This is a genomic window from Shewanella sp. 553 (genome assembly GCF_059338375.1).
The window spans coordinates 1,090,794-1,112,764 of sequence record NZ_CM181701.1 but is presented as its reverse complement, the minus strand read 5'-3'; the positions used below and the strand labels follow the sequence as shown (position 1 = coordinate 1,112,764).

17 protein-coding genes and 1 pseudogene are annotated in these 21,971 nt (G+C 47.5%); 5 read left to right on the top strand and 13 right to left on the bottom strand.

Annotation, left to right across the window (positions count from 1 at the left end; translation table 11 throughout):
- Positions 1-161: 161 nt before the first annotated feature.
- Entirely contained in the window at positions 162-2,729 is a 2,568-nt protein-coding gene (gene mutS, locus AC5YBZ_RS04970; RefSeq protein ID WP_494524453.1) for a DNA mismatch repair protein MutS, read from the top strand.
- Between the two features lie 191 nt (positions 2,730-2,920).
- On the opposite strand, the gene rpoS is transcribed toward mutS, so the two are convergent.
- The 13 genes and pseudogenes from rpoS to rlmD form a co-directional block, all read right to left on the bottom strand.
- Positions 2,921-3,895: an RNA polymerase sigma factor RpoS gene (gene rpoS / locus AC5YBZ_RS04965; RefSeq protein ID WP_494519767.1), complete on the bottom strand. Its 975-nt coding sequence runs from the start codon at positions 3,893-3,895 to the stop codon at positions 2,921-2,923.
- A 77-nt stretch (positions 3,896-3,972) separates the two neighbouring features.
- The gene (locus AC5YBZ_RS04960; protein WP_494543701.1) at positions 3,973-4,842 is read right to left on the bottom strand and encodes a peptidoglycan DD-metalloendopeptidase family protein; all 870 of its coding nucleotides are present in this window, start codon (positions 4,840-4,842) and stop codon (positions 3,973-3,975) included.
- Between the two features lie 123 nt (positions 4,843-4,965).
- Positions 4,966-5,601 carry a protein-L-isoaspartate(D-aspartate) O-methyltransferase gene (locus tag AC5YBZ_RS04955; protein ID WP_494519768.1) on the bottom strand — a complete coding sequence of 212 codons (636 nt, stop codon included), beginning with the start codon at positions 5,599-5,601 and terminating at the stop codon, positions 4,966-4,968.
- Positions 5,598-6,347: a 5'/3'-nucleotidase SurE gene (surE, locus tag AC5YBZ_RS04950; RefSeq protein WP_494524451.1), complete on the bottom strand. Its 750-nt coding sequence runs from the start codon at positions 6,345-6,347 to the stop codon at positions 5,598-5,600. Before surE ends, AC5YBZ_RS04955 begins: the two co-directional genes overlap by 4 nt.
- Positions 6,340-7,410: a tRNA pseudouridine(13) synthase TruD gene (gene truD, locus AC5YBZ_RS04945; RefSeq protein WP_494524450.1), complete on the bottom strand. Its 1,071-nt coding sequence runs from the start codon at positions 7,408-7,410 to the stop codon at positions 6,340-6,342. The genes surE and truD overlap by 8 nt, the downstream gene beginning before the upstream one ends.
- A 12-nt stretch (positions 7,411-7,422) precedes the next feature.
- A complete protein-coding gene (gene ispF, locus AC5YBZ_RS04940) occupies positions 7,423-7,905 on the bottom strand; it encodes a 2-C-methyl-D-erythritol 2,4-cyclodiphosphate synthase (RefSeq protein ID WP_494524792.1) in 483 nt (160 codons plus the stop codon).
- Positions 7,906-7,956: 51 nt separating this feature from the next.
- Positions 7,957-8,688: a 2-C-methyl-D-erythritol 4-phosphate cytidylyltransferase gene (gene ispD, locus AC5YBZ_RS04935; RefSeq protein WP_475516177.1), complete on the bottom strand. Its 732-nt coding sequence runs from the start codon at positions 8,686-8,688 to the stop codon at positions 7,957-7,959.
- 65 nt (positions 8,689-8,753) lie between these two features.
- Positions 8,754-9,053: a cell division protein FtsB gene (gene ftsB, locus AC5YBZ_RS04930; RefSeq protein ID WP_475516176.1), complete on the bottom strand. Its 300-nt coding sequence runs from the start codon at positions 9,051-9,053 to the stop codon at positions 8,754-8,756.
- A gap of 100 nt (positions 9,054-9,153) precedes the next feature.
- Positions 9,154-10,450 (bottom strand): annotated as a pseudogene (gene eno / locus AC5YBZ_RS04925) (phosphopyruvate hydratase).
- 131 nt (positions 10,451-10,581) lie between these two features.
- Positions 10,582-12,219, bottom strand: coding sequence for a CTP synthase (pyrG, locus tag AC5YBZ_RS04920; RefSeq protein WP_475516174.1), 1,638 nt, complete (start codon positions 12,217-12,219; stop codon positions 10,582-10,584).
- 109 nt (positions 12,220-12,328) lie between these two features.
- Positions 12,329-13,132, bottom strand: coding sequence for a nucleoside triphosphate pyrophosphohydrolase (gene mazG, locus AC5YBZ_RS04915; protein ID WP_494543486.1), 804 nt, complete (start codon positions 13,130-13,132; stop codon positions 12,329-12,331).
- Between the two features lie 67 nt (positions 13,133-13,199).
- Positions 13,200-15,404: a GTP diphosphokinase gene (gene relA / locus AC5YBZ_RS04910; protein WP_494543485.1), complete on the bottom strand. Its 2,205-nt coding sequence runs from the start codon at positions 15,402-15,404 to the stop codon at positions 13,200-13,202.
- Between the two features lie 168 nt (positions 15,405-15,572).
- Complete coding sequence (gene rlmD / locus AC5YBZ_RS04905; protein WP_494524444.1) at positions 15,573-16,904, bottom strand: 23S rRNA (uracil(1939)-C(5))-methyltransferase RlmD; 1,332 nt, start codon at positions 16,902-16,904, stop codon at positions 15,573-15,575.
- A 116-nt stretch (positions 16,905-17,020) separates the two neighbouring features.
- Between rlmD and barA the strand changes: the two genes are divergently transcribed.
- The 4 genes from barA to AC5YBZ_RS04885 all read left to right on the top strand — a co-directional run bounded on the left by barA (position 17,021) and on the right by AC5YBZ_RS04885 (position 21,917).
- Positions 17,021-19,804 carry a two-component sensor histidine kinase BarA gene (barA, locus tag AC5YBZ_RS04900; protein WP_494519777.1) on the top strand — a complete coding sequence of 928 codons (2,784 nt, stop codon included), beginning with the start codon at positions 17,021-17,023 and terminating at the stop codon, positions 19,802-19,804.
- Positions 19,797-20,393: a YjaG family protein gene (locus AC5YBZ_RS04895; protein ID WP_494543484.1), complete on the top strand. Its 597-nt coding sequence runs from the start codon at positions 19,797-19,799 to the stop codon at positions 20,391-20,393. The genes barA and AC5YBZ_RS04895 overlap by 8 nt, the downstream gene beginning before the upstream one ends.
- Before the next feature lie 6 nt (positions 20,394-20,399).
- Complete coding sequence (locus AC5YBZ_RS04890) at positions 20,400-20,657, top strand: DUF3319 domain-containing protein (protein WP_494519779.1); 258 nt, start codon at positions 20,400-20,402, stop codon at positions 20,655-20,657.
- A gap of 315 nt (positions 20,658-20,972) precedes the next feature.
- A complete protein-coding gene (locus tag AC5YBZ_RS04885) occupies positions 20,973-21,917 on the top strand; it encodes an AEC family transporter (RefSeq protein WP_494524443.1) in 945 nt (314 codons plus the stop codon).
- The last annotated feature ends 54 nt before the right edge of the window (positions 21,918-21,971 follow it).

Sequence of the window (21,971 nt, the reverse complement as noted above, 5' to 3'; positions counted from 1 at the left end):
CTTAGCCTAGGGTTGAGCTCAGTTGAGTTTAAATAATACAATTTTGGCTGGATAAATACGCCCGTTAAAGTGAAATTATTGCTAATATTGGCGCCAATCATACGCTAGCAACCCAAGGGTTGTTATGCTGAGCTTTTTTTGCAGGATACCTTGGTTACTTCATGAACGCAGTTGATATTCAAAACCTCGAGAAACACACCCCAATGATGCGTCAATATCTGACGCTAAAAGCCGAAGCACCTGATATGTTACTGTTTTATCGTATGGGTGACTTCTATGAGTTGTTCTATGATGATGCCAAGTTAGCCTCTGAGCTGCTGGGGATCTCATTAACCGCTCGCGGCAAGAGTGGCGGCGACCCTATCCCTATGGCGGGTATTCCTTATCATGCGGTCGAAGGCTACCTCGCAAAATTGGTGCAATTACGTGTGTCAGTGGCCATTTGTGAACAAGTGGGCGATCCGGCTACGTCCAAAGGCCCAGTTGAACGCAAAGTGGTACGTATCGTCACGCCTGGCACCTTAACCGATGAAGCCTTATTACAAGAGCGGCAAGATAATTTATTGGCAGCGGTATATCATGGCAAAGTCGGCTTCGGTTATGCCACGCTAGATGTCTCCTCAGGACGTTTTGTTGTCACTGAACTTCCCAGCAGAGAAGCGTTAGAAGCTGAATTACAGCGCACTAATCCTGCCGAACTGTTACACAGTGAAGATTTTAGTGAGATGGGCCTTATTGCCAGCTTTAATGGTAAACGTCGGCGCCCAGAGTGGGAATTTGACTACGACACTAGCTATCAATTATTACTGGCACAATTTGGCACCAAAGATCTTTATGGCTTTGGATTAGGTGACGTTAGGCTCTCGCTTCAGGCCGCGGGTTGTCTGATGCAGTATGTTAAAGACACTCAACGTACCGCCTTACCCCATATCAACTCGATTGTTCGCTTTAATCAGTGCGACAGTATTATTCTCGATGCGGCGACACGCCGTAATCTCGAACTGACTAAAAACCTGCAAGGTGGCTTTGATAACACCTTAGCCGCCATCCTCGACAATACAGCAACCCCCATGGGAAGCCGTATGTTGCAGCGCTGGATCCATGAGCCACTGCGCAATCATCACACCATCCGCGCCCGCCATGATGCGGTCGAAGAACTGCTCAGCTCTGGCGACTTTGAAACCCTGCACGATCAATTAAAAGCCTTGGGAGACGTTGAGCGTATCACCGCCCGTTTAGCCCTGCGCAGTGCTCGTCCTCGCGATTTTGCTCGCTTACGTCAATCGTTATCTTTGTTGCCTGCAATCAAACAACTATTAGCTAAATGCCACAGTCAACATTTGAGCAACCTTGCGATAATGCTGGGAGAATTTCCCGAAGAGCACGCATTACTGAGCCGTGCCATTGTCGATAATCCCCCCATGCTGATCCGTGACGGTGGTGTATTAAAACCTGGCTACCATCAAGAGCTCGATGAGTGGCGTGCACTTAGCCAAGGTGCCACCGATTATTTAGCAGATCTGGAAGCCAGAGAGAAACAAGCAACCGGGGCATCGACCCTCAAGGTGGGCTATAACCGCGTACATGGTTATTACATTGAGATTAGCCGCAGAGAATCTGACTTAGTGCCGCTAAGCTATCAACGCCGCCAAACATTAAAAAATACCGAGCGCTACATTATCGCCGAACTCAAAGAGCATGAGGAGAAAGTGCTCTCGAGCCAAGGCAAGGCGTTGGCACTTGAAAAACAACTCTGGGACGAGTTGTTCGATTTGCTCATGCCTAAACTGCATGAGCTACAACTATTTGCTAGGGCTGCTGCCGAGTTAGATGTGATCAGCAATTTTGCTGAGCGCGCCGATCTGTTCAATTACCATCGCCCCGAACTGACCGCACATAACGGTATTGATATTGATGCTGGGCGCCATCCGGTTGTCGAACAGGTTAGCCAAACGCCCTTTATTGCCAATCCGGTTAACTTAAGCCCGCATCGGCGCATGTTAATCGTAACAGGTCCCAATATGGGCGGTAAGTCTACCTACATGCGTCAAGTCGCGTTGATCACCCTAATGGCTCATATCGGGAGTTTTGTGCCTGCACAGCGCGCTGCCATTGGGCCGGTAGATCGTATTTTCACCCGCATTGGCGCCGCCGACGATCTGGCTTCGGGTCGCTCTACCTTTATGGTCGAGATGACAGAAACCGCCAATATTTTGCATAATGCAACGCCAGAAAGTTTAGTCTTAATGGATGAAATTGGCCGCGGCACCTCGACTTATGATGGTCTATCTTTGGCATGGTCTGCCGCTGAACACCTGGCCAATAACCTCAAAGCAATGACGCTATTTGCGACCCATTACTTTGAATTAACTCAGTTGCCAGAATTACTGGAAAATGTGGTTAATGTCCACCTTGATGCCATTGAACATGGAGACACCATTGCCTTTATGCATGCTGTGCAAGAAGGGGCGGCGAGTAAGAGTTATGGGCTACAGGTCGCGGCATTAGCGGGGGTACCAAGTAAAGTGGTTCAAGCGGCTAAACACAAATTACATCATTTAGAGAGCCGCGATAGAGATAATGGATTGCCAAGTGATACACAACAGGTCATGAGCTTTAGTGCGCCAGAAGAATCGGCAGCACTTAAACACTTAGACAGTATCGACCCCGATCAACTCTCACCTAAACAAGCATTGGATTTGCTATATCAACTGAAGCAATTACGTTAACGGCCATGTGAAAATTAAGGCTCAGTAAGGCTATTGAGCCTGACACTCAATGCTAAAAGCAAAAAAGCGTACCATTTTTGGTGCGCTTTTTTATATTCTACAATATCCATAATAACGGCAATCAGGCTTAGCTATTTTACTTTTTCACCAAACTTATGTGCTGATACTAAATACTCGATAGTATTGCGACCTTATGGGCGAAAAATAGCTTCTACCGACAATCCCTGTGCACCAAGTAAGTCTTTAAGGCGCTTCAATGCTTCTACTTGGATCTGGCGAACTCGCTCTCGAGTCAAGCCTATCTCTTTACCCACATTTTCTAGGGTTGAAGGTTCATATCCTAATAAACCAAAACGGCGCGCTAATACTTCACGCTGCTTACTGTTCAGCTCATCTAACCAGCGAACCACAGATTTAGACATATCCTCATCTTGTACTTTATAGTCAGGCCCGACACTGTCGTCATCGGCCAATACATCGAGCAGCGCTTTATCACTGTCACCGCCTAACGGGGTATCTACCGAGGTAATGCGCTCATTTAACTTCAACATACGACTCACATCGGCACTGGGAAGATCTAGCTTCTCAGCAATCTCTTCGGCGGTTGGCTCATGGTCCAACTTATGCGCCAGTTCTCGGGCGGTGCGTAAATAAACATTAAGTTCTTTGACCACATGTATGGGTAAACGAATCGTGCGAGTTTGATTCATAATGGCACGTTCTATCGTTTGCCTTATCCACCATGTGGCATAAGTTGAGAAGCGAAAACCACGTTCTGGGTCAAACTTCTCAACCGCGCGGATCAAGCCTAAATTACCCTCTTCGATAAGGTCGAGTAACGCTAAACCACGGTTGTTGTAACGACGAGCGATTTTTACGACGAGTCTGAGATTACTCTCAATCATACGGTTACGAGATTTAGCACAGCCCTTAAGGGACTTACGTGAAAAATAAACCTCTTCCTCCGCACTCAACAGGGGGGAAAATCCAATCTCACTTAGATACAGCTGTGTGGCATCTAAATTCTTTTGCAAATCATCTTGTACTTGCTGTTCCAGTTCGGCTTCTTTTACGCTCTCTTTGCTATTTAACAGTGAAACATCAGACTCATTCTTAGACAAGTCAACTAAGGTCTCCGCTATTGCGGTAGTTGTTTTACGACCCATAATAGTTCTCCCAAATTTTACTCACTGAATTACTGCACGTTTTTATCCTCCAATTGCCAAAATGGCGCCTAAAAAAATTATGTTTTAGGCAAAAATTTAAGTGGGTCGACTGATTTACCATGGTATCGGATTTCAAAATGTAACATGACCCGATTGGTACCCGTTTTCCCCATACTCGCAACCGCTTGTCCTACTGTTACGAATTGCTTTTCCTTGACTAAGATTTTATCTGCATGAGCATAAGCACTTAAATAATCATCACTATGCTTAATAATCACTAGATTACCGTAACCTCGAAGCGCATTTCCTGCATAAACGACACGTCCATCTGCCGCTGCTTGAATGCGTTCACCTCGCGTTCCAGCTATCTTAATTCCTTTATTTCCTTGCTCTTTGGCAGAGAATTTTCCAATCAACTTTCCTTTTACAGGCCAATGCCAACGATGTACTTTCTGTGGCAAGGTCGACTTTGGCTTGTTGATAACATTGTTAACAGGTTGTTGACCACTTGATACAGGGTACGCAGAATTTGAGGTCTGATCAAGTGATTTTTTTGCAACAGTTGCTTTCGTAGTATTATTCGAAGCACGACTTTCAACATGTTGTTTATTAATTGTTTTACTTGGAAGAGTTGCAACTTTAGGCGTATTTCCATTCCGATTTTGAGCCTTAACTCTAGTTGCAACGGGCTTGCTCATTTTGAGATTTAACACCTGACCAGGAAAGATGGTATAGGGCTTTTTAAGCCCATTGTGCCTAGCGATATCAACAAAATCTTTATTAGCGGCCCACGAGATTGAGTACAAGGTGTCACCCTTTTTGACTCGGTAACGCTCAGAGGTCAGACCACCTTTTTGATACTGTTTTTTAACAGGGGAATTAATACTCACCACAGGTGCAGGTCTATCCGCTTGAAAGCTACAAGCCGTGAGCTGCAGCAATAACATAAGCAATAACAGGTATTGTATCGCTCCAGCGCTCACAGAAAGTCTGCCGCCACACATGCAGGTGCAGCCGACGGTACCAGACACGATATGCCTAAGGCTAAGCATATGATATCTGTACTGACATTAGGCCAGTTCACCATTAACCAGCGGCACAAATTTGACCATTTCGATCGTCTCAGACCGATAGTCATCGCCATAACGGGTCACGCGTAGCAGCTGTTGTGTTTCTTGACCAACAGGAATAATCAACACGCCTTGTGGACTTAGCTGGGCCAACAAGTCTTGCGGGATACTGGCCGCTGCCGCTGTGACCATAATGGCATCGAATGGACCTTTATTCGCCCAACCTTTCCAACCATCACCGTACTTAAACGACACATTGTGTAAATCGAGACGTTTTAAGCGTTGCCGCGCCTGAATTTGCAGACTTTTAATCCGCTCAACGGTACATAATTCATCTACCAATTGAGCCAGTATCGCCGCCTGATAACCCGAGCCCGTACCGATTTCTAACACCTTTTTGGGCTTGGATTCAAGCAACAGCTCGGTCATCTTGGCAACAATATAGGGTTGTGAAATAGTTTGACCTTGCCCAATAGGCAAGGCTGTATTTTCATACGCTTTATGGCCCAAAGCTGCATCAAGAAACAGCTCTCTAGGGGTTTTTGCCACAACAGACAACACGGCTTGATTGCCTATGCCTGCGCCTCGTAAAGCGTTTGCCAAATTCAATGCCGATGCGGTGGCTACACCATTCATAGTTGCTCAATCCATTGTTTCAGTTTTGGAATTTGTTCATAGGCGGTCAGATCCACAGTCAAAGGTGTGACAGATACGTAACCTTTAGCGACGGCATCAAAGTCGGTACCTTCACTGGCATCTTGCTCTTGACCTGGAGGGCCTAGCCAGAATATCTCTCGTCCGGCAGGATCTAAGGTTCTCACCATTCCCTCAGCTCTGTGTCTGGCGCCAAGGCGGGTCACTTTAATCCCCTTGATGTGTTCAAGCGGTAAGTCAGGCACATTCACATTTAAAATTTGATCTTGGGCGATCGGCGCCTTAATCAAGCCTGCCACGATTTTACACGCCACCGCTGCAGCCGTGTCATAGTAATTGAGCTCGCGCCCCACCAAAGAGATGGCAATAGCTGGTAATCCCAAAAAACGCCCTTCCATCGCAGCGGCTACGGTGCCTGAATAGAGAGTGTCATCGCCCATGTTTGCACCAGCGTTGATCCCTGAGACCACAATATCAGGCTCTTGTTCGTATAACTCGCGAATCGCCAGATGTACACAATCGGTGGGCGTACCGCTAACTGAGATATACCCATTATCTAACTTATTAATTCGCAATGGATTAGTCAAGGTTAGGGAGTTACTCGCACCGGAACAATTACGATCAGGGCCAACGGTCATCACATCATATTGTGCAGATAACGCCTGAGATAAGGCGGCGATGCCTGGCGCGGTAACACCATCATCATTACTCACCAATATCTTAATCATCTTGAGCTACACCTTCTGCACGAGCAGCTCGTCTGGCATTAAACTCTCGCTCATTAACGTCTTGGTAATCGACCAACTCTCTGAGCAGTGATGTGGCAAAGCAGCCTGCGGGCAAAATAAACTTAATGACTAGCGCATCTTCGTCGGCTTCATAACTCAAATGTTGCGGCTCAAGCAGCAAGGTGCGGCGCTCTTGATTAAGTCCCGCTTGTTCGAGTCCATTACAATCTTCAGCAAACTGCTCTGAAATGGAGGTTTCAAATGCTAATGCTTCAGCTTGTGACAACGGTTGACCACGACCCCATAATGGTGCCGATAATTGAATGTCTTTTTGGGCTAAACGTGCAAGCAACGCCTCGTCCCATGGGTTGGCTACAAAATAACTTTTACTGCCCGCCAACATCACACAGTCGCCCTCAAGCACTTGGGTACCGTACTTAGCCAAACGGGCAGAAACCACTTCGTTATAAAGATTAGATCGCACAGCCGATAAATACATGCTGCGTTTGTTTCGATCTTTCACATTACGGCCAGCCAACATCTGTCGGCCAAAAATGAGATTCTTACCGTCATGACCAAACCGTTGTTCGCCAAAATAGTTAGGGACGCCAGTTTGCTTGACTAATTCAATCCGTTTAATGACATCAGCCATATCCGATACTGCACGTAACGTTAAGGTGAAACGATTCCCCACCAGCGCACCAGTGCGTAGCTTTTTACTGTGACGACTGCTACTTAATATGGTCAATTGCTCACTATTGAGTTCATCCCACTTTGGCGTTTCTTTACCCGGAATACGGACCCCAAACCATTGCTCGGTGATCGCATGTTTATCTTTTTGTCCGGCAAAGGTGACTTCTTTCGGATGGACCTTCGCAAAACTAGATAACATTTTGGCCACATCGGCGGTATTTAACCCCTCTTTACGCACATGCAGCATGTGATGTTCGCCTTCTCCGGTAGGCAGAAAGGGTAAAATCTCCTCAACAATGAAATCACGATTGTGGGTGCGAAGATCGGCGCTCGCTTGCGGTTGGCCATGTAAATAATGCAATGAACTCATAAAATTCTCTTGTTAACTATTGCTTGTCATCAGCACTACGGCTTCCACCGCGATACCTTCTTTTCGACCAGTAAATCCCAGTTTTTCTGTGGTAGTGGCTTTGACATTTATCGCGTCAATATCACAGGTTAAATCGGCGGCTAAACAGGCGCGGATCGCTTCAATATGCGGCAGCATCTTAGGGGCCTGTGCGATCACTGTGACATCGAGGTTACCAAGGCGATAGCCTTTATCGATGGCAAGTTGGTAACAATGGCGCAGTAATACTCGGCTGTCGGCGCCTTTGAACTCGGCATCGGTATCAGGAAAGTGCTTACCAATATCGCCTAACGCCATCGCGCCCAAAATGGCATCGCTAATCGCGTGTAACACCACATCACCATCGGAATGCGCCACTAGGCCCGTATCGTAGGGGACTTCAACACCACCTAAAATCAGCGGCAGATCACCACCAAATTTATGGACATCGAAACCATGACCAATGCGAATATTCATCATACTTATCTGTCATCCCCGCGTTGCAGCTCATCTTACTGCTGTTAACGCTTATTGTTTGTGATTGAAAGCCGTCAATGAATCACGACTGTTGAGAAACAGTGCCGCTAAGCGTAAATCATCAGGGTGAGTCACCTTGATATTGTCAGCGCGGCCAACCACCAATTGCGGCGCCGCACCTGCCCACTCCATCGCTGATGCCTCATCAGTGATATTCACCCCTTGCGCTAGCGCGTTACTGAGGTTGGCCTTAAGCGAGGTAGCAGGAAACAGTTGCGGGGTGAGCGCATGCCACAAGTTGTTGCGGCAGATAGTGGTATCAATATTGCCATCTTTATTGCTGCGTTTCATGGTGTCACGCACTGGCATAGCTAAAATTGCCCCTTGAGGCGCACTATCTGCTTGCTGCTCGACAGCACTGATTAACTTATCAATATCGCTTGGGTGTAAACAAGGTCGCGCCGCATCATGCACTAACGCCCAGCTGTGTTGCCCTACATGCGATAAGCCCGCAAGTACCGAATCAGCTCGCTCCTTGCCCCCTTGTACCACTTTTAGTTTAGGGTGTTGAGCCTGAGGCAAGGATTCAAAAAAAACATCATCTGGGTTCAGCGCCACGATCACTTGGGCGATCCTAGGATGTTGCAACAGTACATCTAAGGTATGAGCAATAATCGGTTGATGTTCTAACATCAAGTATTGCTTGGGGATATCGGCACCCATGCGGCTGCCAATGCCAGCAGCGGGAACAATTGCAACTAGGTGTTCAATAATTGGTGTCATTAATCAAAACTCATGTCACGGGTGATCCGATTTCACCTAGTACCAAGGTACGTAATAAAATACGGTTAGCGATGAATATCTGCATTGCGTTGGGGCTCGGCCACAACACGAAAGAAAGTTTCGCCTTTTTTGACCATGCCAAGTTCGTTACGCGCACGCTCTTCGAGTGCTTCGGTTCCACGACGAAGATCGATAATCTCCTCTTTGAGAACTTGATTACGCTCGATCAATTTGGCATTACTTTGTCGCTGCAACGCGATCTGCTCTTGCAGCTGAAATGATTCTGGCAGGCTATTTTGCCCAAACCAGAGTCGATACTGAAGTAGACCAAATAAAACGGTCATGGCAATGAGAAGACGCTTCATCCTTAATGGCTATATCACTATTAGAAATTCTGCACTGATATTACAACAAAAAAGGCCACCAAGTGGTGACCTTTTAATAATTTATTGGTTAAAGTGGCGTTTATGCTTGCCCTTTAATCTCTAGGCGACCTTTATAAGGTGCTTTTTCACCCAGCTGCTCTTCGATGCGTAGCAATTGGTTGTACTTAGCAACACGGTCACTACGACACAGTGAACCCGTCTTGATTTGGCCCGCTGCAGTCGCCACAGCCAGATCGGCAATGGTTGCATCTTCCGTTTCACCACTACGATGAGAGATAACAACAGTGTAGCCAGCCGCTTTCGCCATGCGGATAGCCGCAAGGGTCTCAGTTAGCGAGCCAATCTGGTTAAACTTAATCAAAATTGAGTTAGCGATATTGTTGTCGATGCCGCGTTGTAAAATCTTGGTATTAGTCACAAACAGATCGTCACCCACAAGTTGGATCTTGTCGCCAAGGATTTGTGTTTGGTACGCCCAACCATCCCAATCTGACTCATCAAGGCCATCTTCGATAGACACAATCGGATATTGCTCGGTCAATGATTTTAAGAAATCAGAGAAACCGTTTGAGTCAAACTTTTTACCTTCACCCGCCAGATCATATTGACCATCTTTGTAAAATTCAGAGGCCGCGCAGTCAAGTGCTAGGGTAACGTCTTCACCTAAGGTATAACCGGCTTTTTCAACTGCAACCTTAATAACCGCTAACGCTTCGGCGTTAGATGCTAGGTTAGGTGCAAACCCACCTTCATCACCAACGGCGGTGCTTAGCCCTTTATCTTGCAGCACTTTCTTCAAATTATGGAAGATCTCCGCGCCCATGCGCAGTGCTTCACGGAAGCTTTTAGCACCAACAGGTTGAACCATAAACTCTTGGATATCAACGTTGTTATCGGCGTGCTCGCCACCATTAAGAATGTTCATCATAGGCACAGGCATAGAGTACTGGGTCCTGAGTACCGTTTAGCTCGGCAATATGCGCGTAAAGTGGGATGCCTTTAAAAGCAGCGGCGGCTTTGGCAGCAGCAAGCGAAACAGCCAGAATCGCGTTAGCGCCTAGCTTGTCTTTGTTCTCTGTACCATCAAGATCGATCATCACCTGATCAAGCTCGGCTTGAGCTGCAGCATCTTTACCCAGCAATGCATCGCGAATTGGACCATTGATGTTCGCGACTGCCGTTAACACACCTTTACCCATGTAACGACTCTTGTCGCCATCACGTAGCTCTAGTGCTTCACGGCTACCGGTAGAGGCTCCAGACGGCGCAGCCGCCATACCAACAAATCCGCCATCTAAATGCACTTCAGCTTCAACCGTTGGGTTGCCGCGTGAATCCATGATCTCACGACCAATGACATTGATAATTTTAGTCATAATTTCCTCGACTTAAGTTTAAGATTAAAATGAAAAGTTAATACAAAACTAAAAAATACTTGTCGTTAAATTTACATCATCTGGAACAAAAAAGCCGCTTCCGATAACCGGAAGCGGCTGTTCACTATCGCTTAGCCTAAATCGCGTTTTTGGTAGGCGATGGCTGCACCAATGAAGCCTTCAAACAATGGCTGACCATCGCGAGGCGTTGATGTAAATTCAGGGTGGAACTGACCCGCCACAAACCAAGGGTGATTTGGCAGTTCAATCATCTCAACCAACTGACGATCAGATGATAGTCCACTGAATACTAAACCGGCTTTTTCTAAACGCTCTCTGTAAGTGTTGTTCACTTCATAGCGATGACGATGACGCTCTACACAGGTCAAGCCTTTGTAAGCTTCGGCCGCTTTCGTGCCTTCAATTAAGTGACATAGCTGAGCGCCAAGGCGCATGGTGCCGCCTAAATCAGACTCTTCATGGCGTTGCTCAACGTTGCCTTCTTCGTCAATCCACTCAGTAATAAGTCCAACTACTGGGTGAGGAGTCTCTTTGTTAAACTCGGTAGAATGTGCGCCTTCAAGTCCCGCAACATGGCGAGCAAACTCGATTAATGCCACTTGCATACCTAGACAGATACCGAAGTAAGGCAGGTTGTTTTCACGGGCATATTGCGCCGCCAAAATCTTACCTTCAACACCACGCTCACCAAAACCACCTGGAACCAAAATACCATCAAGGCCTTCGAGAACTTCAACACCTTTAGCTTCTACCGTTTGAGAGTCAATATACTTGATGTTGACCGACACACGCTTAAATAAGCCTGCATGCTTAAGTGCTTCGTTAACAGATTTATAGGCATCGGGCAGTTCGATATATTTACCAACCATACCAATGGTGACTTCACCGGTTGGATTGGCTTCTTGGTAAATCACCTTTTCCCACTCGCTTAAGTCCGCTTCTTTGCAGTCGATACCAAAACGCTTGGTGACCAAGTCGTCAAGGCCTTGTGCCTTCAATAACGCTGGGATTTTATAGATGCTATCCACATCTTTCAGTGAGATAACCGCGCGCTCTTCTACATTACAAAATAGCGAGATTTTAGCTTTTTCATTAGCAGGTATCGCACGGTCGCCACGGCACACCAATACATCTGGTGCGATACCGATAGAACGTAATTCTTTTACCGAATGCTGCGTCGGTTTGGTTTTCACTTCACCCGCCGCGCCCAAGAAAGGCACTAAGGTCAAATGCATAAATAGGGTTCGATCGCGTCCTAGCTCAACACCTAACTGGCGAATAGACTCAAGGAAAGGTAATGATTCGATATCACCTACCGTGCCGCCAATCTCAACGATTGCCACATCATGACCTTCACCACCTTCAAGCACCTTCTCTTTAATCGCATTAGTAATATGCGGAATAACCTGAATGGTTGCACCAAGGTAGTCACCACGGCGCTCTTTACGCAATACTTCTTCGTAAATTCGGCCAGTGGTAAAGTTGTTACGACGGTTCATTTTAGTGCGGATGAAACGCTCGTAGTGACCTAAGTCGAGGTCAGTTTCAGCGCCATCTTCAGTCACGAAAACCTCACCGTGCTGAGTCGGGCTCATGGTACCGGGATCCAAGTTGATATAAGGATCCAGCTTCATAATGGTTACATTAAGGCCCCGAGCCTCTAAAATTGCTGCCAATGATGCTGCTGCAATGCCTTTACCTAGTGATGAAACCACGCCACCAGTAACGAAGATATACCTTGTAGTCATGCTGAACCTGAGAAAATGAGTTGGAAATATGTGCTTGTATGAAAGCACTAGGACGGGGCAATATTATACCAAAGCCCAGCTGATTCGACAAACAACAAAGCGATATATTTTACTCTTTTGCCGTTTCGGCCCGCTTTACTTGATCCCAATAAGCGTCTAATTCTACTAAGGAGTGCGCCTTCATCGGCTTTTCGGCGGCGTTAGCTAATGCTTCAACCCCCCGAAAGCGCCGCTCAAATTTGCCATTGGCAAGGCGCAGTGCTTGCTCGGGCTCCACACCTAAATGGCGAGACAAATTAACCACCGCAAATAGCAGATCGCCCATCTCTTCACTAATCCTTTGCGGTTGCTGCTCTGGTGCGTTAACTTCCTCGAGCACCTCTGCTATCTCTTCGTGAATTTTCGCCACCACAGGGGCCAATTCATCCCAGTCGAACCCCACACTGGCCACCCGTTTTTGCACTTTTGCCGCGCGGCTTAATGCAGGTAGATTTAATGGAATATCATCCAGCACCGAATGCAATGACCGCCCAGCACGCTCGCTGGCCTTTATGCTTTCCCAGCTTTGTTTGACTGCCTCGGTAGATGTTAAGGACAACTCACCAAACACATGAGGATGGCGCTCGGTTAATTTGCGGCAGATTTTGTCTACCACCACACCAAAGTCAAATAACCCCTGCTCTTTTGCTAACTGACAATAAAAGATCACTTGAAACAGCAGGTCGCCAAGCTCCCCTGGCAATTCATCGAACGCTGTCCGTTCAATGGTATCGGCCACTTCATAGGCCTCCTCGAGAGTAAATGGCACTATGGTGTGATAGGTTTGTGCTTTATCCCATGGGCAACCGGTTTGTGGGTCGCGCAATTGACTCATGATCTCGAGTAAACGGTTAATATCGTTATTGACCTTCATCGAACAACCTCATCATAAAAGGCGACTCTCGCCGTCTTTATCTCTTGTCTGTTTGTGGGCGACACGATTAGGTGCGCCGCGCTTCCATCACCCCATCGACTTGCGATAGCTTAGCCATCACCCGAGAGAGTCCCTCTAAATTATATAACTCGAGCTCGAGCTCAATGATGACAGTTTGATTTTTAACATCCAAAGATGAGCTCATCGCCAGTACCGTCGATTTTTCGGCGGCCAGCACTGAGGTCAGATCTCGCAGCAAGCCATTTCTGTCGTTAGCAAACACTTTTAAACGCAGCTTATAGCCACCGGAGTAATTTTTACCCCACACCACATCCACGCTGCGCTCGGGATGTACCCGCATCAGCTCTTTCACTTGCTCGCAATCGGCGCGGTGTACCGAGATCCCGCGGCCTTTAGTAATAAAGCCAAAAATGTCATCACCGGGTACAGGCTGACAGCATTTAGCGATATGGCTCATCAAGTTACCGACGCCATTTACCTCGACCTGACCTCTACTTTTATGGGCTGTACGGGAATGATTTTTCTTGAGTAAGTCCTCAACGGCTTCCTCTTCTGACAGCTCATTGATGCGCATCCGGCTCTGCACATGGTTGACCACCTGATTAAGACGCACATCGCCGCCACCAATGCCCGCCAGCAGATCGTCCATGCTGACCATGTTAAAACGCTCGACCGCCGTTTTGGCATCTTTAAGAGTGAGGTTGCTGCGCGCTAGCTCCGCTTCGAGCATCTCCCGCCCAGCGACAATGTTTTTATCTCTATCTTGCTGCTTAAACCAATGCTGAATTTTCGACCGCGCTCGCGAGGTGCGAATATAACCTAAATTAGGGTTAAGCCAGTCACGCTTAGGGTTGGGGGTTTTCGAGGTGATGATCTCAATACGCTCACCGGTTTCAACTTGATAAGTAAACGGCACGATACGGCCATCGACCTTGGCTCCAATACACTTATGGCCGACGTGGGAATGAATATAATAGGCAAAATCCAGTACGGTAGAGCCCATGGGTAAGTCAATCACTTCGCCATTAGGGGTAAACACATACACTCTGTCTTCGAAGACTTGACTGCGCACTTCATCGACCAAGTTGCCACTTTCGGCCACATCTTCTTGCCATTGCAAAATCTTGCGCAGCCAGTTGATTTTCTCTTCGTAACCGCTTTGCTTACCTGTGGTGCCCTCTTTGTATTTCCAATGTGCGGCCACCCCAAGCTCAGCATCTTCGTGCATCTGCTCGGTACGGATTTGGATCTCGACCGTCTTTCCCTCGGGGCCAACCACTATGGTATGGATTGACTGATATCCATTCGATTTAGGGTTGGCGACATAATCGTCAAACTCTTTAGGAATATGATGCCAAAGGGTATGCACCACCCCTAGGGCGCCGTAGCAGTCTTGCAGGCGTTCGGTAACGATACGTACCGCGCGCACGTCAAATAACTCATCGAATGTCAGATCTTTACCGCGCATCTTCTTCCAGATGCTGTAAATATGTTTAGGCCTGCCATACACCTTGGCGCGAATTTGGTCTTCATCGAGGCGCTGCTGTAACTGTTTGACAAAATTATCGATGTAGCTCTCACGATCGAGCCGCTTACCATCGAGCTGTTTAGCAATTTCTTTATAGGTTTCGGGGTGCAGGTAACGAAATGAGATATCTTCGAGCTCCCACTTTAATTGGCCAATCCCTAAGCGGTTAGCCAGCGGTGCATAGATATCGGCAATCTCTCGCGCCAATAAGACCCGCGTCTCCTCGTCAGCACTTTTCACTTCTCGCAGTAGGCAGATCCGCTCAGCCAACTTGATCACCACCGCGCGCACATCTTCCACCATAGCCAGTAACATTCGGCGGATGTTATCGATTTGCGGCTCGGCATTGCGGCTCTGCTCGTTCACCTTGAGTGCACCAATGGCATTCATGGTCACGACACTTTTTACCAGTACCGCTAATTTCTCACCAAACAGCTCAGGCAACTGCTCGGCGCTTATCAGGCCGGCGTCATACACCACAAAAATCACTGCGGCTTGCAGGGTTTCGATATCCATATTGAGCGGGGCTAGGATCTCAATCATCTCGCGGCCGCGCTGATTAAGTAAATGGCTTTGAGCCCCTTCTTTAACGACCAGTCCTTCAATTTTTTTCATCAACTCGAGCAGAATAGCGACTTCTTGCTCGTTATCGATGTAGCGATTAACCCACTCAGTTAATTGAAAATCTTTGTCATTAAAATGTGCTTCTCTAATAGATACCATCTAATGATTGTCCTTAATTGCTGATATTGGCGGCGCGCGCTCACCACAAGAACTCCTGCGGTGAAATATCATTCTATTACCTAAAAACCAAAGCCACTATCTTGAGGATTCCGCCCACATTGTCAATCGACTCAGGTCGTTATTTACACTAAAGATCTATTTAACCCATTAATCTCGCTCAAAAAGTGCCATTGCTTCGATATGATGCGTTTGCGGGAACATATCGATTAACCCCAATTTTTGCAGTCGATAACCTTGTTTCAGCAGTTGTTGACTGTCTCTAGCCAAGCTAACCGGATTACAAGAGACATACAGCACAGACTTGGGTTTCATCTGCTTTAGCCATTGCAAACTCTCGAACGCGCCAGCGCGGGCTGGATCGAGCAGCAGTTTATCAATCTGCCCCAGCCAAGGTTGCTCAGACAGATCGGCGCTCAAATCGGCGTGGTAAAACTCAACGCCACTAACGCCGCTGGCAACCGCATTGTCTTTGGCCGTTGCCACCATCGCAGGCACACCTTCAACCCCCACCACCTGCGCGCCCGCTTTGGCCAGCGCAATGGTGAAGTTACCCACCCCACAAAAAAGATCCAGCACACGCTCGCCAGGCTTAACAGCAAGCCACTCAATGGCCTGTTTCACCATATTACGATTCACATCGGCATTAATCTGAATAAAGTTACCCGGTGAAAAACCTAATTGGCTGCCGTCATCCAAACAGTAAAAAGGCAGGCTGGTATCACCGTCGAGGCTGTCGATGTGACCATGTTCATCGAGCAGCACCATACGCACGCTGTGCTCGGCGCCAAAAGCACGTAGACGAGCGATATCAGCATCGCTTAGCGCTTGAGTAATGCGTAGCACCACCATATTGGTCGACTCCACCGCCACTAACTCGACATGGCCTAAACTGCGCTTGGCCGCGAGCGTATTTAAACACAAGGTTAATGGGGCGATAAGTTGCGATAATGCTGGGGCCAACACTGGGCACTCGTCGATGCTAACCACCTGTTCACTCGCCAAAGCGCGAAAACCTAAGCTCAGTGTTTTGCTGTCGCGTTGATACTGAGTGGCAAGCCTTGCCTTACGCCGATAACCCCACGCCTCCCCCACCAGCGGCTCGGCCAGTTGCTGTGCCTGGGTTTGGCCCATTTTGTCGAGCAAGTTGACTAAGGCTTGCTGCTTATACTCGCGCTGCATTGGCACTGCTAGATGTTGCAGATCGCAGCCACCACACTGGCCATAGAATGCACAGCCACTGGCCACTCGATGGCTTGATGCCACATCGATGCGTAGCAGCTTAGCTTTAGCAAAACGTTTCTTTTGCTCAATTAATTGTGCAGTGACCGTTTCTTCTGGCAAGGCGCCGGGCACAAATACCACTTTGCCTTGCTGCTCAGAGACACCCGCGCCGAGATGATCAAGCTGAGTGATGTGAAATTGCTGCTTTGCCGATATTTGCTTAGCTTTATTGGGTTTAGCTTTGAAAAATTGCGCCATTTCGGCCTCTAAAACGATAAAAATAAGAGTAAACACTGCCCAAACTTAGGCAGTTTAATGTAACCTATACGCTACAACAGTATAAATTAGCCAACACCATGAATAGTGCCGACAATATGACTAAATACAGCTTAAGAGCCTGGGTTCTTGTGCTGGCGTTAGCCCCCACTATTTTGGTTGGTATTTTACTTGGCAGTTATTTTACCATAAATCGTTTCTATGAGCTGGAACAAAGCTTAATTGAACGCGGCACCAGCATTATCGAACCGCTGGCCATCGCCGCCGAAATAGGGCTAGAAACTAAAAACTTTGAAACCACCAAACGCCTCATCACCTCGGTACAGCTCAATAAGTCTAACTTAGTGCAATTTATCGCTATTTTCGACACCGAAAACCGGGTGATAGTGACTTCGCATCACTACAAAAGTCATGAGTTTATGCGTTACAACCAACCCATAGACGCATTAAATGGCATCGAAATTGAGCAGTTTGGCGATAGCCTTATTTTACGTAGTCCTATTCTTTCCAGCCAACGCGAGCTGATTGTCAGCTCGTTTGACAATAACGCTACTGCCGATCAATTAAACTCGGCCAAACTAGGTTACATCGCGGTATTGATCAACAAAGAAAACGCCCTGCTGGAGCAGCACCGCGCTGCGGTGGCGGCCTTTATCATGGTGTTAATTGGGGTTCAGCTAAACCTATTATTTACCTTTAGGTTGGTTAAAAACGTGACTCAGCCCATTACCGATATGGTGCGTGTGGTCGCCAAAATACGCGAAGGTAAGCTCGATACGCGTGTCGATGGCAATCTCATTGGTGAACTCGATCTACTCAAACGCGGCATTAATGCCATGGCCAGTTCGTTGTCGGATTACCATGAGGAGATGCAGCAAAACATCGACCAAGCCACCTCAGATCTGCGCGAAACCTTAGAGCAAATTGAAATTCAAAACGTCGAACTCGACTTAGCCAAAAAACGCGCTTTAGAGGCAAGCCGAATTAAATCAGAATTCTTAGCCAATATGTCACATGAGCTGCGCACCCCGCTCAATGGCGTTATCGGCTTTGCTAAGCAACTGCTAAAAACGCCGCTGCACACCAGCCAGCAAGACTATATAAAAACCATTGAAAAAAGCGCCAGTAACCTGCTTAGCATCATTAACGATATTCTCGACTTTTCTAAATTAGAAGCCGGCAAAATGGTATTAGAAAACATGCCGTTTGCCTTGCGTGAAGTGGTCGACGATACCGTCTCTATGTTAGCCAACAGCGCCAAAGAGAAGGAGTTAGAGCTGGTGGTCGATATCGAGCCTGCCATCAACGATAACGTCTCGGGTGATGCCTTAAGGGTCGGGCAAGTGCTCACCAACCTAGTGGGGAATGCCATTAAGTTTACCGATGAAGGCAGCATACACCTGAAGATGCGCCTTACTGGCACTGAGCCCGATAAGATCATTATTCGTTGCGAAGTCACCGACACAGGCATTGGTATCGATAAGCATCATCAAAGCCAACTATTTCAAGCCTTTGGTCAGGCAGACTCATCCATATCACGCCGCTTTGGCGGCACGGGCTTAGGACTCATCATCACCAAACGGGTGATTAATCAGATGGGTGGCCAAATCGGCTGTAACTCCACCCCAGACAAAGGCTCAACATTTTGGTTTACCTTGCCACTCAAACTGAGCCAATATCCGATTAGTCAGCCTTTAGATACCCATAAGCTCAAAGATAAATCAATTTTACTATTTGAGCCCAGAAAACTGTCGCGCCAGGTGCATGAACATCTACTGCAGCACTGGCAAATGCAGGTAACTGCTATCACCACCTTGCAACAACTTGATGCGTTGATGAGTAACACAAGCCAGCGTTTCGATTACGCCATTATCAGCTGTAATGAGCTGGCCAAAAGCCCCTTACTGCTCGATACCTTGACTCGAATTAGGCACATTAGCGATTACTCACTCTATGTGTGTAACAGTAACAATACCACCACGAGTTTCGATGTGATCCAGTCGGCTGTCGACAAAATTGTGCACGCCCCAATCGGCGAACGTGAATTGGCAAACACCCTCATCCACCCTTACCGCGCACCGCTAGCATCACAACCTAAGCCGTTACGTATTGTGCCGGTGTTAAACCGAGAGCCACTTAGCGTACTGGCGGTCGATGATAATCCGGCCAACCTTAAATTAATCGACACCTTACTGCGTGAAATCGTCACCCACGTGGCAGTCGCCGACAACGGCAAGGCCGCTGTCGAACTCGCCAAATCACGCCACTTCGATTTAATCTTTATGGATATTCAGATGCCCGGAATCGATGGTTTTAGCGCCACTAAACAGATCCGTGAGCATTCGTTAAATCGCAACACCCCTATTATTGCCGTCACCGCCCATGCCATCGCCGAAGAGCGTGAACGCATTAACCAAAGTGGCATGAACGGCTACCTGCCCAAGCCCATCGACGAGGCAGCACTCAAAGAGGTCATTAACAGTTGGAAGGTGCGCCCCAAGTTTACCCACTTTGAACAGCAGACACTCAATTGGGAACTGTGTTTAACTCAGGCGAATCAAAAAGCCGACTTGGCACTAGAGATGTTACAGATGTTGTTAGACTCGCTGCCAGAAACCCGTAATCAACTTACCTTGGCGCTTGATACCCTCGATGCCAAAGCGATGCTAGCCCATGTGCATAAACTCCATGGCGCCAGCTGCTACTGCGGCGTACCCACTACCCAACGCTTATGTAAAGAAATTGAATCATCACTTAAAAATGGCGCTAGCGTCGAAGAGGTAGAACCTGAAATACTAGAGTTACTTGATGAGCTTTCTAAGGTAGAATCTGCCACTAACCAAGTAATATCCCAGTTATCTATGGATGTGATCGATGAGTAATAAACCAGGGTTCTTCAAACGATTAAAAGCATTAGAGCTTGAGCAAAAAAAATTGTTTGCTATCGCGCTGTGCCAGCGCATGTATCCCAACTACCAGCTATTTAGTGAAGTGTGTGAATTTGGCGATCCACAGGTATTAGACACAGTGCTAAACCTGTTATGGCAGTCAATGTATGATAAAAAGCTGAAACTCAACATCGACATCTATCTTGAGCGACTCGATCTCAATACCCCAGAGCCAAGTGACTTTGACGCCTACGGTGTCTATCCCGCTATGGACGCCGCAGTGGCATTAACCTCACTATTGAGCGCACTGCAAAGTAAGGTGGAAGACGATATCATCAACATCAGCAAACTCTCTTCGAGCACGGTCGCCAATTATATTGAAGCCACTATCGAAGATGAGATGGATGAAGCCACTTTAGATGACTTTATTTTCAACCACCCCGTAATGGTTGAAGAAAAAGAGCTGCAGGCATCATTACTCGATCTCATCGAGCAAAACCCTAAAATCAGCGCCGACTTTGTCAGACACCGTAAAGAAATTATCGAAGCAGGCGTATCTAACATCGGCATTTCAGTCGCTTAACTGCAGATGAAGAAGCTCATCTACCAAGGTTATCTATTAACCAACCGCGATGGCTTAACCGACTCTTGGATACTCACCATAGGGGAGCAACGCCGCAGTGGCTCCTTATTTGAATTACGGCGTCAGATACACTTCTATCAAGAACTGGGCGTGCTGCCAGCGGTCAACGCCCACGCGGCAAAGACAGAAGCAAGCCCACTATCTCGCTCAACTAAAAGCCCTTCTCAGTCACCTGATATCCGCCGCTCCAATAAACGCAATTAGCCCAGTTAGTTAAGTTAATATTGCCCATTAACGGCACCATATGCAGTCAAGTGGCTTTACGTTAATTCGCATTAGACCTTAGCTCAATAGCGGGCACCGACGTAAACATGCTAGGGTCGGCTTATCTTTGGGGTATATTTGGGTTTAATCATTATGATGCTGAGCCCTAGTACTGAAACACTGGCACTGAGACACCAAAGAGAGATAACGGCGTAAACTGAGCCAGCCCATGTCACAATCTAACGGATAAAAACAGCCTGAGAGGGAAAGCTCCTTAGTTTTACCACCAGCACAATTTATGGATAAATTTGTCGTATGCTACCTATCTTATCACCTCTGTTTATCGTCTTCGGCATCATGCTATCTGGCTTCATAGCCCAAAAAGCTCGGATTTTGCCCCAAGAGACAGATAACGTACTCAACCAGTACGTCTATTACATCGCCTTTCCGGCTATCATGCTGATTGTGTTAGCCGAAACCCCAATTGAACAGATCACCGATTGGGGCTTTATTGCCGGTTATAGCTTAGCGATGACCATTATCTATTTATTGACCATGGGGATATCGCTGTGGCGCGATAAAAAGCGCGATCTCGCGGCGATTCGAGCGCTTAACACCACCTTTGGCAACACCTCGTTTATCGGGATCCCGTTAATGATGATGTTGTACCCCAACAACCAGTTGGCACTGGCCGCCGCCGCTATTGCTAGCCTACTCTCGGTGACCGTATTTGCTATCGTATTGGCCCAACTCGCGCTGTATCAAGGGAAAACCGATAACGCCCTTAAGACTGTAAGCTTGGCATTACTGCAAAACCCTATCATCATCGGCAGCTTAATTGGTGTCGCCATTTCAGCGGCCAATATTACCCTTTATGCCCCTATTAGCGGCATCATCCGCCAATTTGGCATGACCTCTAGCCCCTGCGCCCTGTTTGCCATTGGCATGGTGTTGTGCAAAGCCAACCAACAGCAGGGCCGCAACGCCCCGCGCAAGCTTTCTACCGGCGCCGAACTCACCCTGCTCAACCTATTAAAATTACTATTACAACCTCTGCTTGCCTACCTACTGTGTAAAGCCTTTGGCGTTAACGGCCCACTGCTTAAGATGGCGGTACTCCTCGCGGCGCTGCCCACCGCAGCTAGCGTCTACCTGTTGGCGCACCGCTTTCAAACTAATGCCACCGTCAGCGCGCAAAATATCAGCCTAGGGATAGTACTGAGCTTTGCGGTACTGCCACTACTTGACCATTTGCTGTAGCGCTGCCATAACCTTAAATTCAACAAAATTCGCGAACAAAAAGCACACAGGTAT

Coding starts and splice junctions, on each gene's coding strand:
- rpoS (WP_494519767.1), bottom strand. CDS start 3,895: ATGGGTCGTAAAACAACTACCGCAATAGCGGAGACCTTAGTTGACTTG.
- truD (WP_494524450.1), bottom strand. CDS start 7,410: ATGAGTTCATTGCATTATTTACATGGCCAACCGCAAGCGAGCGCCGAT.
- relA (WP_494543485.1), bottom strand. CDS start 15,404: ATGGTATCTATTAGAGAAGCACATTTTAATGACAAAGATTTTCAATTA.
- rlmD (WP_494524444.1), bottom strand. CDS start 16,904: ATGGCGCAATTTTTCAAAGCTAAACCCAATAAAGCTAAGCAAATATCG.
- ftsB (WP_475516176.1), bottom strand. CDS start 9,053: ATGAAGCGTCTTCTCATTGCCATGACCGTTTTATTTGGTCTACTTCAG.
- barA (WP_494519777.1), top strand. CDS start 17,021: ATGACTAAATACAGCTTAAGAGCCTGGGTTCTTGTGCTGGCGTTAGCC.
- AC5YBZ_RS04960 (WP_494543701.1), bottom strand. CDS start 4,842: ATGTTATTGCTGCAGCTCACGGCTTGTAGCTTTCAAGCGGATAGACCT.
- surE (WP_494524451.1), bottom strand. CDS start 6,347: ATGATTAAGATATTGGTGAGTAATGATGATGGTGTTACCGCGCCAGGC.
- mazG (WP_494543486.1), bottom strand. CDS start 13,132: ATGAAGGTCAATAACGATATTAACCGTTTACTCGAGATCATGAGTCAA.
- pyrG (WP_475516174.1), bottom strand. CDS start 12,219: ATGACTACAAGGTATATCTTCGTTACTGGTGGCGTGGTTTCATCACTA.
- AC5YBZ_RS04885 (WP_494524443.1), top strand. CDS start 20,973: ATGCTACCTATCTTATCACCTCTGTTTATCGTCTTCGGCATCATGCTA.
- ispF (WP_494524792.1), bottom strand. CDS start 7,905: ATGAATATTCGCATTGGTCATGGTTTCGATGTCCATAAATTTGGTGGT.
- AC5YBZ_RS04895 (WP_494543484.1), top strand. CDS start 19,797: ATGAGTAATAAACCAGGGTTCTTCAAACGATTAAAAGCATTAGAGCTT.
- mutS (WP_494524453.1), top strand. CDS start 162: ATGAACGCAGTTGATATTCAAAACCTCGAGAAACACACCCCAATGATG.
- AC5YBZ_RS04890 (WP_494519779.1), top strand. CDS start 20,400: ATGAAGAAGCTCATCTACCAAGGTTATCTATTAACCAACCGCGATGGC.
- AC5YBZ_RS04955 (WP_494519768.1), bottom strand. CDS start 5,601: ATGAATGGTGTAGCCACCGCATCGGCATTGAATTTGGCAAACGCTTTA.
- ispD (WP_475516177.1), bottom strand. CDS start 8,688: ATGACACCAATTATTGAACACCTAGTTGCAATTGTTCCCGCTGCTGGC.